Below are 15,966 nucleotides of genomic sequence, written 5' to 3'. Positions count from 1 at the left end.
AACGGAGACCTGCAAACATGCAACGACGCGACTTCCTGCGCAGCGCCGCCGCGCTGCCCCTTGCCGGCATTGCCCTGCCCACGCTGGCCCAGGCCCAGGGCCAGGCCGCCAACTGGCCGACCCGCCCGGTGCGCATCGTGGTGCCTTACCCGCCCGGCGGCTCGTCGGACATCATCGCGCGCCTGGTGGCCCCGCGCCTGAGCGAAGCCCTGGGCCAGACCGTGGTGGTGGAGAACAAGCCCGGCGCCAACGGCAATCTGGGCGCGGGCCTGGTGGTGCAGGCGGACGACCAGGGCCACTCGCTGCTGCTGTGCGACGTCGGCGCACTGGCCATCAGCCCGTCGGTCTACACCAAGCTCAACTTCGACCCCTCCAAAGACCTGCGTCCCGTCAGCATGCTGGCCTACTCGCCGCACGTGCTGGCCGTGCACCCGGACTTCCCGCCCAAGACCCTGCCGGAGATCGTCGCGCTCTCCAGGCAGCAGCAGGTGAACTTCGCCGTCACCGCCATCGGCAGCGCGCCGCACCTGGCCGCGGTCTCGGTGCAGCAGGCCACCGGCGCCCAATGGGACTACGTGCCGTACAAGGGCGGCTCGCAGGCCGTCACCGACACCATAGGCGGCCAGACCCAGGTCATCATGAACGGCCTGCTGGCCACGCTGCCGCACATCAAGAGCGGCAAGCTGCGCGCCGTCGCCATTTCCAAGCGCGAGCGCATGCAACTCGTGCCCGACATCCCCACCATCGCCGAACAGGGCGTGGACGGCTTCGAATCCGGCACCTGGCAGGGCGTGATGGCGCCCGCCGACATGCCCGAGGCCACGGCCCAGCGCCTGGCCGGCCTGCTGGCGGAGATCGTGCGCCAGCCCGAGATCACCGGCAAGCTCAACGACCAGGGCGCCGAGATCGTCACCTACGACCCCGCCAAACTGGGCACATTCTTCAACAGCGAACGCGCCCGCTGGGCCAAGGTCGTGGAAAGCGTGGGCATCAAGCTCGACTGAACCCGTAAGGTGTCTGACACCAGCTTTCAGTTTTCAGTGAAAGCTGGTGTCAGACACCAAATGCCATCCGGCGACCAGGCCCTGGGTGCGCGGCGTCAGTACACGTCGCGCACGTAGCGTCTTTCCCGGGTGAGCCGGGCCACGTATTCGTTGGCGCGCTCGGCCGACATGTTGCCGTGGCGGGCGACGACGGCGCGCAGTTCGGCATCCACGTCCCGCGCCATGCGCGAGGCATCGCCGCACACGAAGAAATAGGCGCCCTCCTCCAGCCAGGCCCACAGGGCGGCGCCCTGCTCGCGCATGCGGTCCTGCACGTAGACCTTGCGCTCCTGGTCGCGCGAGAACGCCAGGTCCAGCTGCGACAGCAGGCCGCTTGCCCGCATGTCCATCAGTTCGTCGCGATAGTAGAAATCGGTGTCGGCATGATGCTCGCCGAAGAACAGCCAGTTGCGGCCGGTGGCGCCGCGGGCGCGCCTTTCCTGCAGGAAAGCGCGGAACGGCGCGATACCGGTGCCCGGCCCCACCATGATCATGGGCGCATCGCCGGCGGCGGGGGGTCGGAAATGGGCGGACTTCTGCACGAAGACGGACAGGCTGGCGTCGGCGGCGCGGTCGGCCAGGAAGGTGGAAGCCACGCCTTTGCGCTGGCGCCGCCCATTGTGATAGCGCACGGCCGACACCGTGAGGTGGATCTCGCCCGGATGCGCGTGCGGGCTCGACGAGATCGAATACAGGCGCGGCTGCAGCCGCTTGAGCATGGCCACCAGCTCGGCCGCCGAGAGATCCACCGGGAACGCGTGCAGCACGTCCGCCAGCTGCAGGCCCCACAGCCACTGCTTCAGCTCGCCGCGACGCGCTTCGGCCAGCAGCCCCTTGAGCGCGCCGCCGCCCGGGCTCCTGCCGGCAATGAAGGCGAGCGCATCGGCATGCGGCCGGGTGATGTCCAGGTGCCGCAGCAGCGCGTCGGCCAGCGACATTTCGCCCAGGCCCTCCAGCGACACCGGCGTCCCGGCCTTCAGGCCGGTGAGCGCCAGGATCTCGTCCACCAGTTCGGGGCAGTTGACGGGCCAGACGCCCAGCGCGTCGCCGGCCTCGTACTCCAGCCCGGCCGACCCGGCCGACAGGGCAAAGCAGCGCGTATCCTTGGCCGAGCCTTCGCGGTTCAGCCTCAGGTTCGCCACCAGGCGGGATGGCGCCGGGCTGGCCTTGGTGGCCATGGCCGCGGCGCGGCCGGGCACCTCGGCAGCCGTGTCGTACAGCGCGGCATCGGCCTCCTTGATGCAGGCGATCGCCCGTTCCAGCCACTGGTCGGCCTGCGGCTGGAATTCAACGTCGCAGTCCGTGCGGTCGGCCAGCCGCTGCGCGCCCAGCTCGGCCAGCCGGGCATCGAGCCTGCGGCCATGTCCGCAGAACGCGTCGTAATTGCGGTCGCCGAAGGCCAGCACGGCATAGCGCACGCCCTCCAGGCGCGGCGCATCGGCGGCACACAGCGCCTCCCACAACGCCAGCCCGTTGTCGGGCGGATCGCCGTCGCCGAAGGTGCTGGTCATCAGGAGCACGTACTGGGCCTTGGCCAGCGATGCCGGCTGATGGTCGGCCATGCACGCCACGCGGATCTCGAAACCCGAGTCCATCAGCTGCGTGGCGTAGCCTTCGACCAGCGACTCCACGTTGCCGGTCTGCGAGGCCCACAGCAGCAGCACCCTGGGACGCGGGCGCACGATGCGCGCGCCGCGCGGCGCCGCACCGGCCTGCGGCGCTTCCGGCGCAGCCGCCGTGTCCTCGGCGAACGGCGCGCGGCTGTACAGCCCCGCGAGCAGGCCGTCGAGCCACATGCGGGCCACCGGGCCGACCGGCGCTCCCGCGGGGAGCACGGGCACGCCGGCCGCGGGCCGGGGCTGGGCCGCGCGCAGCCCGCGCAGGAAACCGCCCACGTAGATGCGCTCCGCGCTGGACAGCGCGGGCGGTTCGGTGTCGGACACCCCCACCACGCCAACCAGCACGTCCACCGGCGACACATCGGGCTCTGCCGGCGCAGGCTCCTGCGGCGCCTGCTGCGCCCCGCCCGGCGCCGGGACCCGCGCCAGCGCCACCGCGCAGAACTTCAGTTCCGGCTGCAGCGAAAGCGCATCGACCGCATCGCTGGTGACGGCGTTGACGCACAGGTCATCGCCGTACGCGTCGTTCCAGTGCATGGGCGCGAAACAGCTTCCGGGCTGCACGCGGTCGCTCACCTGCGCCGGCAGCACCGCGCGGCCGCGCGGCGAACGGATCTCCAGGCTGTCCTGGGGCGCGATGCCGAGCGCCGCCGCGTCCTGCGGGTGGATCTCGATGAAAGGCCGCGGATTGAGCTTGTTCAGCATCGCGACCTTGCCCGTCTTGCTCATCGTGTGCCACTGGTGCTGCAGCCGGCCGGTGTTCAGCACCACGGGGTACGCCTGGCCGGGCTGCTCCGCCGGCGCAACGTGCGGACGCGCATGGAAACGCGCCTTGCCGCTGGGCGTGGGGAACCGTAGCGACTGCGTTCCCTCATCCAGGTAGCGGATCGGATTGCGGTCGGGTCCGGCGTCCTCGGCGCACGGCCATTGCAGCGGCGTCTGTCGCAGCCGCGCATGGCTGGCGCCGCGCAGGTCGTAGCCCGTGCGCGGATTGGCGAAGCGCCGGATCTCCTCGAAGACTTCCTCCGCGCTCGCATAGTCGAACGCCGCGCCATAACCCATCTCGCGCGCCACCGCCGCAATGATGCGCCAGTCGGCCAGCGCCTCGCCCGGCGGCTCGACGGCTTTGCGCATCAGCGTGAGATTGCGTTCGGAATTCACCATCACGCCGTCCGCCTCGGCCCAGAGCGCGGCGGGCAGCAGGATGTCGGCATGGCGGCCGGTCTCGGTGTCCAGGAACGCGTCCTGCACGATGACCGTCTCGGCGGCCTGCAGCGCATCGACCACCTTGCGCCGGTTCGCCACGCTGGCCACCGGGTTGGTGCAGATCACCCAGCAGGCCTTGATCTCGCCGCGCGCCATCCCCTCGAACATGGCCATCGTGCCGCCCCCGGCCTTGGCCCGCAGCGTTCCCGGCGGCAGCGACCACGCCTCCTCCACGCAGCGCCGGTCCGCCTCGTCGAGCACGCTGCGCTGGCCGGGCAGCCCCGGCCCCATGTAGCCCATCTCGCGCCCGCCCATGGCGTTCGGCTGGCCGGTGAGCGAGAACGGGCCGCTGCCGGAACGGCAGATGCTCCCCGTGGCGAGATGCAGGTTGCACAACGCGTTGGTGTTCCAGGTGCCGTGGCTGCTCTGGTTCAGGCCCATGGTCCAGCAGCTGGTCCAGGCGCGCGCTTCGCCGATCCACTGCGCCGCCCGGCGGATGTCCGGCTCGGCAAGGCCGGTGATCGCGGCCACTTTCTCGGGGGTATAGGCGGCCAGGAATGCCGGCATCTGCTCCCAGCCCTCGGTGTGGGCCGCGATGAAATCCGCATCGGTATGGCCATTGGCATGCAGCAGGTGCAGCAGGCCATTGAGCAGCGCCAGGTCCGTGCCCGGCCGGATCTGCAGGAACAGGCCTGCCTTCTCGGCGGTGGCCGTGCGCCGCGGGTCCACCACGATCAGCTTCGCCCCCGCCTTCACGCGATCCATCATGCGCAGGAACAGGATGGGGTGGCAATCCGCCATGTTCGCGCCCACCACCAGGAACAGGTCGGCGTGGTCGAAATCCTGGTACGAGCCCGGCGGGCCGTCCGCGCCCAGCGACAACTTGTAGCCGGCGGCGGCGCTGGCCATGCACAGCCGCGAGTTCGACTCGATCCATTGCGTGCGGACATAGCCCTTGGCCAGCTTGTTCGCCAGGTACTGCGCCTCGAGCGACATCTGGCCCGACACATAGAATGCGATCGCGTCGGGCCCGTGGACATCCAGCACTTCGCGCAGGCGCCGGGCCGTCTCGGCAATGGCCTCGGACATCGGCGCCACCGACGGCTCGCGCGCCCGCGTGTGGCGCACATAGGCATTGTGCAGGCGCCCCGGATCCCGCAGGGGCACGTGGGCCGACTGGCCCTTGGTGCACAGCCGTCCGAAATTGGCGGGATGATCGGCGTCGCCGGTGATCCGCGCCACCTCGCCGTCTTCGACGTGCAGCACCATGCCGCAGCCCACGCCGCAGTACGGGCATACGGTCTTGACCGCAGCCTGCGCGTTCCGCTCCTGCATGCTCGCCGCTCCCGTCATTGCGACGCGCCGCCCGCCGCCGCTGCCCCGCCGGGCAGGACGGCCGGTTCGGCACCGTGCTCCGCGCTCAGCCTGGCGGCCAGCGCGCAAAGCGCCGACACCGTGACGAAGCCCCCCAGCAAGGTCAGCGTCTGCTGCATGTCGCCCACGCCCTTCATCAGGAATCCCGCGGCCACCGCACCCACATTGCCGCCGGCGCCCACGATCCCCGCCACGCCGCCCAGCGCCTTGCGGTCCACGAACGGCACCAGCGCATAGGTGGCACCGCAGGCCATGTGCGTGAACAGCCCGAACACCACCATGGCGACGATGGCCACGCCCACGTGGCCTGCATGCGCGAACCACAGCAGGCCCAGGCCCTCGCCCACGATCAGCACGAACAGCAGGGTCGAGCGGACCTCGATGCCGCGCCGCCCCGCCAGCTTGTCCGACAGCCAGCCGCCCAGCGCCCGGGCGAACAGCGCCAGCAGGCCGAAGATCCCGGCCGCCATGCCCGCGCGCTCGAGCGACAGCTCGAAATGCTGCACGTAGTACAGCGCCGCGACGTTGTGCATGAACACTTCGACGCCGAAGCAGGCGCCATAGGTGACGAACAGCATCCAGACCTTGTAGTTGCCGCAGGCGGCCTTGAAGCTGCCCCAGCCGCCGTTCTTGCCCGACCCCACCGCCACGCCCTGCCGGCGCAGCGCCAGGTAGTCGCCCTGAGGGCAGTCCTGGGCATAGCGCCAGTACAGCGCCGACATGATCAGCAGCGCGACGCCCGGCACCACCAGCGCACCCCGCCACGCATACGTCTCGCCCAGGCCCAGCAGCAGCGCGCCGGCAAACAGCAGCGGCACGAAAGCCTGGGATGCCCCGGCGCCCGCATTGCCCCAGCCTGCGCTCGTGGCGTTGGCGGTGCCGACCACGTTGGGCGCGAACATCACCGACGTGTGGTACTGGGTGATCACGAAGCTCGCGCCGATGGCGCCTATGCCCAGTCGGCACAACAGGAAGGTGAGGTAGTCATCGGCGAAGCACACCGCGAACACCGGGATGGCGCCCAGCGCCATCAACACCGCATAGACCCGCCGCGGGCCATAGCGGTCGCACAAGGGGCCCACGATGAGCCGCACCAGTATGGTCACCGCCACCGCCGCAATATTGATGTTGGCGACCTGCCCGGGCGTGAGCGCGAACTCGCGCACGATCACCGGCATCAGCGGCGCGCAGGCGAACCAGGCAAAGAAGCAGACGAAGAAGGCCAGCCAGGTGAGATGGAACACGCGCATGGGTACCGTGCGCAGGGTGAAAAGCTCGATGCGGGTCGCTTTGTCCAAGGTCTTTCTCCCACCAAAACAAAAACGGCGTCCTGCGCAGCCGGTGGTAGACCGGATTGCGTAGGACGCCGTTGTCCAGGAAGCCCGAAGGCCGCTCAGAAATTCGTAGGTGCCGGCGGATCGGGGACCCGCACGAGGGAGAAACAAGCAAACGCCATGCCAGGTCTCGCGGCAGGGGTTTTTCTCCTGCGGCCGCGGTGGCGCAGCTTCACGAACGGACAAGAAGGCATGTGACGTTGCGGTGCAGCAGGGCACAGCCGTAGTGCACTGCCGCACTGCAACAGTGCCGTGGGCGCATTGAGCATTTCCGCACTGAAGCGGCGGCTATCGGGCAATTCACTGAAGGAGAAAGTCGCGGTGCTCCACGACGCCGTCAGCGAAATACAGAAGAAACTGCATGCGGAAAGCAAGGAGGAGGCCGGCTGACAGCCGGATGTCCCCCGCGATCATTCAGAGCGGCTAGGCAACAGCCGGCGGCCTAATAGGCGCTCCCATGCGCGGCCAGCACCGGGTCGCCTTCCACGGCAGTCGATGGCCGCCCGTCCACGCCGACGGGCACGCTGCCCACCAGGGTGGTGCGGTAGAGCTGCCGGTCGAAGTCCAGCGCGAAGATGTCGTTGGGCGCCACATGCGCGGTGGCCCGGTTGTCCCAGAAGGCGATCGAGCCCGCCTCCCACTTGAAGCGCACCGTATATTCGCTGGATACGGCGTGTTCCCACAACAGCTCCAGCAGCACGCGGCTCTCGCGCGTGCGCAGGCCGACGATGCGCTTGAGGAATCCGGGGCTCACGTAGAGCACTTTCTCTCCGGTCTCGGGATGCACCGTCACCAGCGGGTGCTCGGTGACCAGCGTGTGCTGCTGCACCAGCTGCCGGTATTCATCCGAGGCCTGCGTGCCCGGTGGCGGCGCGAAGCGATGCTCGCCGCGCAAGGTTTCCACGAAGCCCTTGAGCGGCGCCGACAAGGCTTCGTACGCCACGGCCAGGTTGGTCCATTGCGTATCGCCGCCGTAAGGCGGAATCGTGACGCCGCGCAGGATGGACGCGGCGGGCGGATTGTGCGCGGCCGTCACGTCGGCATGCCAGCCCGTCCAGGGCCGGTATTCCGGCTCGCCGCTGTGGCGATTGGCCTTGCGGTGCTTGGCCACCGAATAGAGCTCGGGATATCCCTCGACATGGCCGAACACCGGGTGGCCCACAGTGAGTTCGCCGAACTGGCGCGCGAACGCCACATGCTGGGCATGGCTGAGGTGCTGGTCCCGGAAGAACACCACTTTCCAGCGCAGCAGCGCGGCGCGGATGGTGTGCACTTCCTGCGCCGTCAGCGGTTCGCGCAGGTCGGCGCCGCGGATCAGCGCCCCGATGTGCGCGGACTGCGGCGCCACCTCCAGGTGCGGCGTTGCGGCCAGGGCCGATTCCAGGTTCTGCGCCGACAATTGCTGCGGGCTCAGGTTCAGGTGCATGTTCATGGACGGATCCTTCTCGGAGCGACGGAGGTCAAGGGGAAGACGCGCGGGCCACGCGGGGGTTGCCTGGCGGGATCAATCCCAGTTCATCGAGCAGCGCATGGGTCTGCACCACTTCGCTGCGGATGGCGCTGGCGGTTTCTTCGGGGCCCAGGAACACCGGTTCCCACTGATTCAGCGCCACGAAATCCTGCCATTGCCGGGTTTGCGTCGCACGTCGCAACGCCTCCACCCAGTAGGCCTTCTGCGCCGGCGTGGCGCCAGGCACGGTCATGACGCCCTGGTAGGCGTTGTTGACGTAGTCGATGCCCTGCTCCTTCCACGTCGGCGCCTGGGCAAAGGCGCCGGACAACCGTTGCGGCGAGCCGATGGCGAGCACGCGGACACGGCCGCTCTGCAGATACGGGACCAGGTTGGGCGTGGTGGCAGCGACCACGTCCAGGTGCCCGCCGATGAGGGCGCCCATGGACTCGGCCGACGACTTGTAGGGCACGATGCGCAGTTGGCGGATTTCCACGCCGGCCTGCCGGAGCGGCTGGGCGACGCCGAGATGGATGTGATTGCCCAGCGTATTGGCGATGCCGATGGACAAGCCCCCGGGATCCTGGCGCAGGCTGCCTGCAAGGTCCTGGGCGCTGTGCAGCGGCGAGTCGGCGCGCACCACGACTGCGACGAACTCGCGGAACAGCGTGGCCAGCGGCGTGAGCGTCTGCAGGTGCGGCGGCAACGCGCCCTGGGCCTGGCTGGTCACGTAGCCGCTGCTCAGCGTGGCCAGCGTATGCGCATCCCCGCCTTGCCGGTATACGGCCTCCAGCGCCTGGATGGAATGGGCCCCGGGCTTGTTGGTGACCACGAAGGGCGGCGCGAGATTCTCGCGCGCCAGGATCTCCGTGAGCTGGCGCGCAGCCAGGTCCAGCGCGGCGCCCGCGCCGCCGGGCACGATGAACTCCGGCGTGCGGCTCGGCTGCCACGGCGCCGGCCCGGCCTCTTGCGAATGCGCGGGCGGGCTCCAGGCACCGCCCGCCGCTGCCCCGCCGGCCAGCAATGCGAGCAATACACGGCGGCGTGCGGCCAGGACGATACGACGCATGGGATGCTCCTGAATCTCTCAGCCATGCAGCGATGTGCTGCATGAGCGAAAAAGTCTAGAAGCCTCCGCCGCCCATGCGAACGAAGTTTTCGTCATGAGCTAAATGGCCCGGCCGCCATGCCCGCCGGCGGCGCAGCAGCCCGGCCGCTCAGTGCCGTTGGGCGATCTGGATGAGATTGCCGCAGGTGTCGTCGAATATCGCGGTGGTGACGGGGCCCATGGCCGTGGGAGGCTGGGTGAAGCGCACGCCGGCCGCGCACAGCCGCGCATGTTCGGCATGCACGTCATCCACGCCGAAGGACGTATACGGTATCCCGTCCTGCTTCAGCGCCGCCTTGAACGGCCGCGTGGCGGGGTGCGCGTCGGGCTCCAGCAGCAGTTCCACCCCGTCGGGATCGCCAGGCGAAACCAGGGTGAGCCAGCGATGCGCCCCCATGGGGATGTCGTGCTTCAACTCGAAACCCAGTACGTCCCGGTAGAAGGCCAGCGCCTTCGCCTGGTCGTCCACGAGCACACTGGTTACGACGATCTTCATGGCTTGCCTCCTCCTGTCGATACAGGCGCCATTGGCGGTGGTGATGACGGCCGGGGGCTGCCCGAAAGGCCACTCATCAGACGGGATTGTCGATTCGTCATCCCGATATTGTCTCGCGCACGGCGATCTTCTTAATCTGCCGCATTTCCACGCCGATGCAGCACCATGATGCCCACCCAGTGTATCCCCCATCCTGCCCGCGGTGGCCTCAGGTCCTCGTGGCTCGCGCTCTTCCTGCAGGCGGGCATCCTCACGCTGCCCGCGTTCTGGCGGCCGGCCCATGCCCAGTCCGAACCGCGGGCCTATGTCTACCGCGGCGCGGACGGCACCTGCTGCTCGGGCGGCAGCAATCCGGACAACGGCCATGACGGCCAATGGGGGCAGCGGGATTTCATCCAGGGTGACGCCAACCTGCACATCGCAGCGGGCGCCGCCGGGCAGGCAGGCATCCTGATCGACGTCAGCGGGGGCAGCGGCGGCAACGGCCGGGACTCCTCCATCAATTTCAGCCACTGGGGCGGCAATGGCGGAGGCGGGCGGAACATCGACTACGCCGTCTCGAACAGCGTCGTCACCGCTGCCGGGCGCGGCATCGATCTATATTCGGCCGGCGGCAGGGGCGGCCTGTACGGATATGCCAACGGGCCCAATGGCGGCTATGGGATAGGCGGAGACGGGCACCTGGCGAGGCTTACCGTTGCCGGCAGCACGGTGACGGGAACGGGCTTCGGCATCGCTGCCCAGTCCTGGGGCGGCGACGGCAGCGACAGCGCCCGGGTGAACGGGTTCGGCGGCCGGCGGGACTCCGGCTGGGGCGGCACCGGCGGCGCGGCCACCGTGATCCTGCAGGGCGCCACGGCGGTCACCGCACGCGCGCCCGGTCCGGGCGCCTCCAGCGCGGCCGTGGGCCTGCTGTCGCAAGGGGGCGGCGGCGGCGCGGCATCGCATTCCGGCGATTTCGGCGGCCACAGCAATGCCGGGCGGGGCGGCGACGCGTCCACCGTCACGTTCACCTCGTCGTCTTCGTCCACCGTCACGGGCCTGGGCGACGGCGTGTACGGCGTGCTCGCCCGTTCCGTGGGCGGCAATGCCTCCACGCTCAACGCCACCGATACCAAGGCCGCGGGGGGCGGCAATGCGGGCCAGGTCATCGTCGAGAACGGCGGCAGGATCACGACGGCCGGCAACCGCGCCATCGGCATCTATGCGCTCAGCCAGGGAGGCCACGGCGGCAATGGCGGCAACGGCTCCTGGGCCGACGGACACGATGGCGGCGCGGGCGGAACGCCCGGCGCGATCACCATCACGAACACCGGCACGATCGCGACCGGCTCGAGCGACACCGTCGGCGCAAAAGGCATCGTGGCCAGCGCGTTGGGCGGCGAAGGCGGGCCGGGAGGGAGCAGCGGGGCATTCGGGCACGGCGGCAACGGCGGGGCGGGCGCCATTGCCGGCCAGGCCATCACCATCACCAACGCCGGCGTCATCACCACGCGGGGCAACGACGCCGCCGCCGTCATCGCCGGCAGCGCAGGCGGCGGCGGGGGCCTGGCCTCTCCCAGCCACGGAATCATTGCCGTGGGCGGCGGGCACGGCGGGGCGGGCGGAGCGGGCCAGGACATTGCCATGGCCAATACCGGCAGCATCGACACTTGGGGCGACCACAGCCCTGCGGTGTCGCTACAGAGCGTGGGCGGGGGCGGCGGCTTCGGCGGAGACGCCAATGCCACGGGCGTGATCGCCTCCATCGCCATCGGCGGCAGCGGCGGTGCGGCGGGAAACGGCGGCCAGGTGCGGTTCTCCTCGCAAGGCAGGATCCTCACGCGCGCCGACAACGCCTCGGCCGTCGTCCTGCAGAGCATCGGCGGCGGCGGCGGCAGCGCGGGGTCGGCCAACGCGGTCGGCGTCGGCGTGGGCTTGAATTTCACGCTGGCCAACGGCGGCAAGGGCGGCAGCGGCGGCGCAGGCGGCACCGTCTCGTTCACGCAGGCAAGTCCGGGCGCGATCGCCACGCTGGGCGCGCAGAGCAACGGCCTGCTGGCGCAGAGCATCGGCGGCGGGGGCGGCAACGGCGGCCTGGCGAACTCGCGCACCGTGACCATCGCGCCGCCTACCGGAGACAACCCGAGCGGCACCGTCACGCTGGCGATATCCAACGGCGGCGCGGGCCAGGGAGCCGGCGACGGCGGCGCCGTCACACTCTCGAATGCCGGCTCCATCAGTACGGCGGCGGCGCAGAGCAGCGGCATGGTGGGCCAGAGCATCGGCGGCGGCGGCGGCAATGGCGGCGGGGTGCTCGCGCCGGTGAAGACGCCCACCATCGGCTCGTCGCTGGTCACGCTGCAATTCAGCCTGCGGCATGGCGCGCAGGGCGGCCACGGCGGCAATGGCGGCCGGGTGCAGGCGAGCAACGGCAACGCCGGCATCATCGATACCTCCGGCGCGGGATCCGCCGGCATCGTGGCGCAGAGCCTGGGCGGAGGGGGCGGCAACGGCGGCATCGTCCAGGCGCATGACGCCGCTTCGTTCAACGACATCCTCGGCTCCCCCACCGCCCTGCCCGGCCTGCTGGAAAAGGCCGCGGCATGGCTGGAGACGGGACCGCAGGTGGAATTCAGCAAGGCCGTGGACCTGTCAGTCGGCATCACGACGGGGGGCAGCGGCGGCGCAGGCGGCGCTGCCAGCCCGTTCAGCGTGCGCAACGACGGCGCCATCGCAACGCGGGGCGATCACGCGCCCGGCATCATTGCGCAGAGCATCGGCGGCGGCGGCGGCAACGCCGGGATGATCGACTCGAGCGGGGCCTCGAGCCTGCTCTCCAGCCTCGATGCGCTGATACATGCCGCCGAATCGACGGTCTCGGAGGCATACACCCTGGCGCTGCCGCAGGTCGCCGTCAGTCACCAGACCGGCGGCAGCGGCGGCGCGGGGGGGGCGGGCGGCGGCAGCGCGTCCGATCCCGCCATCGTCCGCATCACCGGCATCGTCACGACCCGGGGCGATGGTTCGGCCGGCATCGTGGCGCAGAGCGTGGGCGGCGGCGGCGGACGCAGCACGGCCAGCGGCCAGGACCTGCAGGACGCGGTGGAGGCAGCCGCGGGCAATGCCGCCCCCGAGATCATCGAGAAGATCGCCAGCGTGGTCGAGATTCTTGCGAGCAAAGGCGGCTCCGCCCTGCGCTCGATCAACCTGCGCAATGGCGGCCTGGACGGGGCAAGCGGCGCCGGTGGCGTGGTCATGGTCGATGCCGGCGCCTCGGCCAGCCGGATCGGCACCCAGGGCTACCAGGCCCCCGGCATTCTTGCGCAGAGTGTGGGGGGCGGCGGCGGCGTGTCGGCGGTGGACCAGCCGCTGTTCTTCGGGAGCAACTCCACTGCCGCCATCGCGCTGGGCGCCGCGGGCACGCAGATGCCGGCTGCCGCGGCAAATACCGGCGGTGCGAGCAGCGTGATCCATGGCGGTGCGCTCTCCACCCGCGGCGGCACTTCGGCCGGCATCCTGGCGCAAAGCGTGGGCGGTGGCGGCGGACTCGCCACGCTCGGCCTGCGCAACGCCAGCCCGGCCGCGCTGCGGCAGACAGCAAGCCTGGCGGTCACCCTCGGGGGCGAATTCAAGGGCGCCGGCGCCTGGGGGGACGTCCGCCTCTCCGGCGGCGCAGTCAACGTGGCAAACAACGCCGGCAGCATCGCGACGCAGGGGCCATTCTCTCCCGGCATCCTCGCGCAGAGCGTCGGCGGCGGCGGGGGAACGGCAGCCATCTCGTCCAGCGCATCGCTGGACGAGACCCGTATCCATCTCGGCAACGTCGCCACCACCGGCGGCGGCCTGCCGTTTGCCCGCGTCATCGGCAACGGCGGCGACGTCGCCGTCGCGAACACCGGCGGCACCATCGCCACGCAAGGCGTGCTGTCATTCGGCATCCTGGCGCAAAGCGTGGGTGGGGGCGGCGGCTACGCCACCCTCGACGACGGCGCCCGGCCCGCAGCCGGCCCCGCCAACGTCACGTTCGGCTCGAACACGCACATGAACGGCCTGGGGGGTCTCGTTTCGGTGATCCAGGACGTGGGCGGCCGCATCTCGACATCGGGCACCAATGCCCATGCCATCGTTGCCCAGAGCGTGGGCGGCGGCGGCGGCATTGCCGGCCTGGCAACCCGGCCCGGCCTGGTCGCATTGAAGCCGGTGGCGTCCCCGGCCTACGGAGGCGATGGCGGCGCGGTACGCCTCTCCATCGCCGGATCCGTAGCCACCTCCGGCGACGGCGCCATCGGCCTGCTCGCGCAAAGCGTGGGCGGCGGGGGCGGGCTGGCCGGAGACCAGTCTTCCGCCCGGTACACGCCGGGCGTCCTACAGACCGCGGGCCTCACCGCCGGCCTGGGCAACGGCAACAGCGTCAACATCGACATCGGCATCGGAGGAACCGTCCAGACCCATGGCGCCAATGCGCCCGCCATCCTGGCAATGAGCGTGGGCGGCGGCGGGGTCTTCAAGGACGGCGCCCTCTACCAGTACGGCACGCCCGGCAACCAGCTGGCGTATGGCGGCCCCATCGGCATCTCGATCGGCCAGCAAGCCGCGGTGCTGGCCACCGGCGCCGGCGCGCCGGCCATCGTGGCCGTGAGCAATGGCGCCAACGGAGGCGGCCGTGCCATCTCCATCGCCCTGGCATCCCAGGCATGGGTAAGCGCCAGCCGCACGTCCGGGACGGGCATTCTCGCCGTGACGCCCGGATCCGGCACGACGATCACCAATGCCGGCACCATCCAGGCAAAGACCGCGATCCAGACATCCGGCCCGACTGCCGTCAGCAACAGCGGCACCGTGGCGGGCGACGTGCTGATGGGCAGCGGCAGCACCTTCGACAACCGCGCCGGCGCCAGCCTGTACAGCGGTACGCAATTCCAGGGCGCCCTGCACAACGCCGGCGCCTTGAACCCCGGCGGGCCGGGCGCCTACGTGGCCACGCGGATACAGGGCACGCTGGACAACCAGGGCGCCTACCGGCCGGATCTGGATTTTGCGGGCCACAACAGCGACTTCATTTCCGTCTCGGGCCCGTCTACGTTCTCGGGTACGGTGCATCCGGTGCTGCACAATCCCGTGAAAGGCGTCTGGCTGGGGATAGGCCACTTCGACGCGCCGCAGACCAGCGTACCGGCCACCGCAAGCGACACGCCGCTGTTCAGCTATACGCTGAAGAACAACAACAGCGAGGGCCTGCGCGACCCGCTGATCTCGGTGGACGCCGACTTCACCCCCGACGCCTTCTCCGCCAGCCAGGACCACGCGAATATCGCCGGATCGCTGCAGGGCCTGTGGAACCAGGGCAGCAAGCAGAGCGCAGCGCTGTTCGACAAGCTCACCGGCATCCAGACGGAAGACCAGTACCACGATGCGCTGGACAGCATCGCCCACGACGGCCAGTTTGCCCGCGCCGCCAATCAGATGCATGCCTCCTACGCCTCGATGAGCCGCATGATGAGCTGCCCCGCCTTCGTGGGGGAAGGCACCATCCTGCGGGAAGGGAACTGCGCCTGGACGCGGGCGGACACCAACTGGACGCGGCGAGACGCCACCGCCGATGACGAAGGCTACCGCATCCGCCAGAACACGCTGACGGTCGGCGCGCAGCGCGAGATCCGCCGCGACTGGTTCGTGGCCGGGTCGCTGAGCTACGCCTACGGGAAGACCACGTCATCCGGGTTGTCGGGCAACAGCGACACGTTCTCCGGCGGCCTCGCCCTCAAGTACAACCACGCGCCCTGGCAACTCACGTTTGCGGCGCATGGCGGCCTGGAGAAGAGCAGGATGTCGCGCGGCACGCTCGGCGGTGTCGCCAAGAGCGAGCCCGAATCGTCCTTCCTCGCGGGCCGGGTGCGGGCGGCCTACGAGTTCAGCCGGCCTTCCTGGTATCTGCGTCCCTACGTGGATCTCGACGTGAACCACATCCGCCAGAAGGGCTATCGCGAACAGGGCGCCGGGCTGTTCGACCTCCAGGTCCACGGCAGCGACACCACTTCTTTCATGGTCACGCCCATGCTCGAAGCCGGCGGACGCCGGGACCTGGCCGATGGCTCGACGCTGCGCGGCTATGTCGCCGGCGGGATGAGCTTCCTGAAAGGCGGCGAGGTCGTGACGACGGTGCAGCTCAGCGCGCTGGATGCCGCGCCGTTCTCGCTGAAATCCGGAATGCCGGCAAGCTACCGCAACCTGTCGGCCGGCCTCGAGTATCTCGCACGCGGCGGGCTGGAACTCAAGACGGAATATGCGCTGCGCGCGGCCGGGCACTATCGCGACCAGTCGCTGACCCTGCGCGCAGCCTATCGCTTCTGAAGC

Annotated in this window: 8 protein-coding genes; 3 read left to right on the top strand and 5 right to left on the bottom strand. The window is 70.1% G+C overall.

Annotated features, from left to right (window positions below; all coding sequences use genetic code 11):
- Positions 1–17 precede the first annotated feature (17 nt).
- Complete coding sequence (locus ACYBYQ_RS01090; protein ID WP_459616548.1) at positions 18–1,004, top strand: Bug family tripartite tricarboxylate transporter substrate binding protein; 987 nt, start codon at positions 18–20, stop codon at positions 1,002–1,004.
- 95 nt (positions 1,005–1,099) lie between these two features.
- Here the strand turns inward: ACYBYQ_RS01090 and ACYBYQ_RS01085 are convergent, their stop codons facing one another.
- Both ACYBYQ_RS01085 and ACYBYQ_RS01080 read right to left on the bottom strand, forming a co-directional pair.
- Entirely contained in the window at positions 1,100–5,203 is a 4,104-nt protein-coding gene (locus ACYBYQ_RS01085) for a bifunctional nitrate reductase/sulfite reductase flavoprotein subunit alpha (RefSeq protein ID WP_459616547.1), read from the bottom strand.
- 14 nt (positions 5,204–5,217) lie between these two features.
- Positions 5,218–6,492: an MFS transporter gene (locus ACYBYQ_RS01080; RefSeq protein ID WP_459618674.1), complete on the bottom strand. Its 1,275-nt coding sequence runs from the start codon at positions 6,490–6,492 to the stop codon at positions 5,218–5,220.
- Between the two features lie 336 nt (positions 6,493–6,828).
- On the opposite strand from ACYBYQ_RS01080, the gene ACYBYQ_RS01075 reads away from it, so the two are divergent.
- Positions 6,829–6,966 carry a hypothetical protein gene (locus tag ACYBYQ_RS01075; RefSeq protein WP_459616546.1) on the top strand — a complete coding sequence of 46 codons (138 nt, stop codon included), beginning with the start codon at positions 6,829–6,831 and terminating at the stop codon, positions 6,964–6,966.
- Between the two features lie 52 nt (positions 6,967–7,018).
- Here ACYBYQ_RS01075 and ACYBYQ_RS01070 read toward each other — a convergent pair whose 3' ends face one another.
- The 3 genes from ACYBYQ_RS01070 to ACYBYQ_RS01060 form a co-directional block, all read right to left on the bottom strand.
- Positions 7,019–8,008: a TauD/TfdA dioxygenase family protein gene (locus ACYBYQ_RS01070; RefSeq protein ID WP_459616544.1), complete on the bottom strand. Its 990-nt coding sequence runs from the start codon at positions 8,006–8,008 to the stop codon at positions 7,019–7,021.
- 28 nt (positions 8,009–8,036) lie between these two features.
- A complete protein-coding gene (locus ACYBYQ_RS01065) occupies positions 8,037–9,095 on the bottom strand; it encodes a Bug family tripartite tricarboxylate transporter substrate binding protein (protein ID WP_459616543.1) in 1,059 nt (352 codons plus the stop codon).
- Between the two features lie 148 nt (positions 9,096–9,243).
- Entirely contained in the window at positions 9,244–9,630 is a 387-nt protein-coding gene (locus ACYBYQ_RS01060) for a VOC family protein (RefSeq protein ID WP_459616541.1), read from the bottom strand.
- Positions 9,631–9,795: 165 nt separating this feature from the next.
- On the opposite strand from ACYBYQ_RS01060, the gene ACYBYQ_RS01055 reads away from it, so the two are divergent.
- Positions 9,796–15,963, top strand: coding sequence for an autotransporter outer membrane beta-barrel domain-containing protein (locus ACYBYQ_RS01055; protein ID WP_459616540.1), 6,168 nt, complete (start codon positions 9,796–9,798; stop codon positions 15,961–15,963).
- Positions 15,964–15,966 lie beyond the last annotated feature (3 nt).

This window comes from Bordetella sp. 2513F2, from assembly GCF_054642735.1.
The sequence above is the reverse complement of the archived record's forward strand: the minus strand, read 5'-3'. Positions and strand labels throughout refer to the sequence as shown.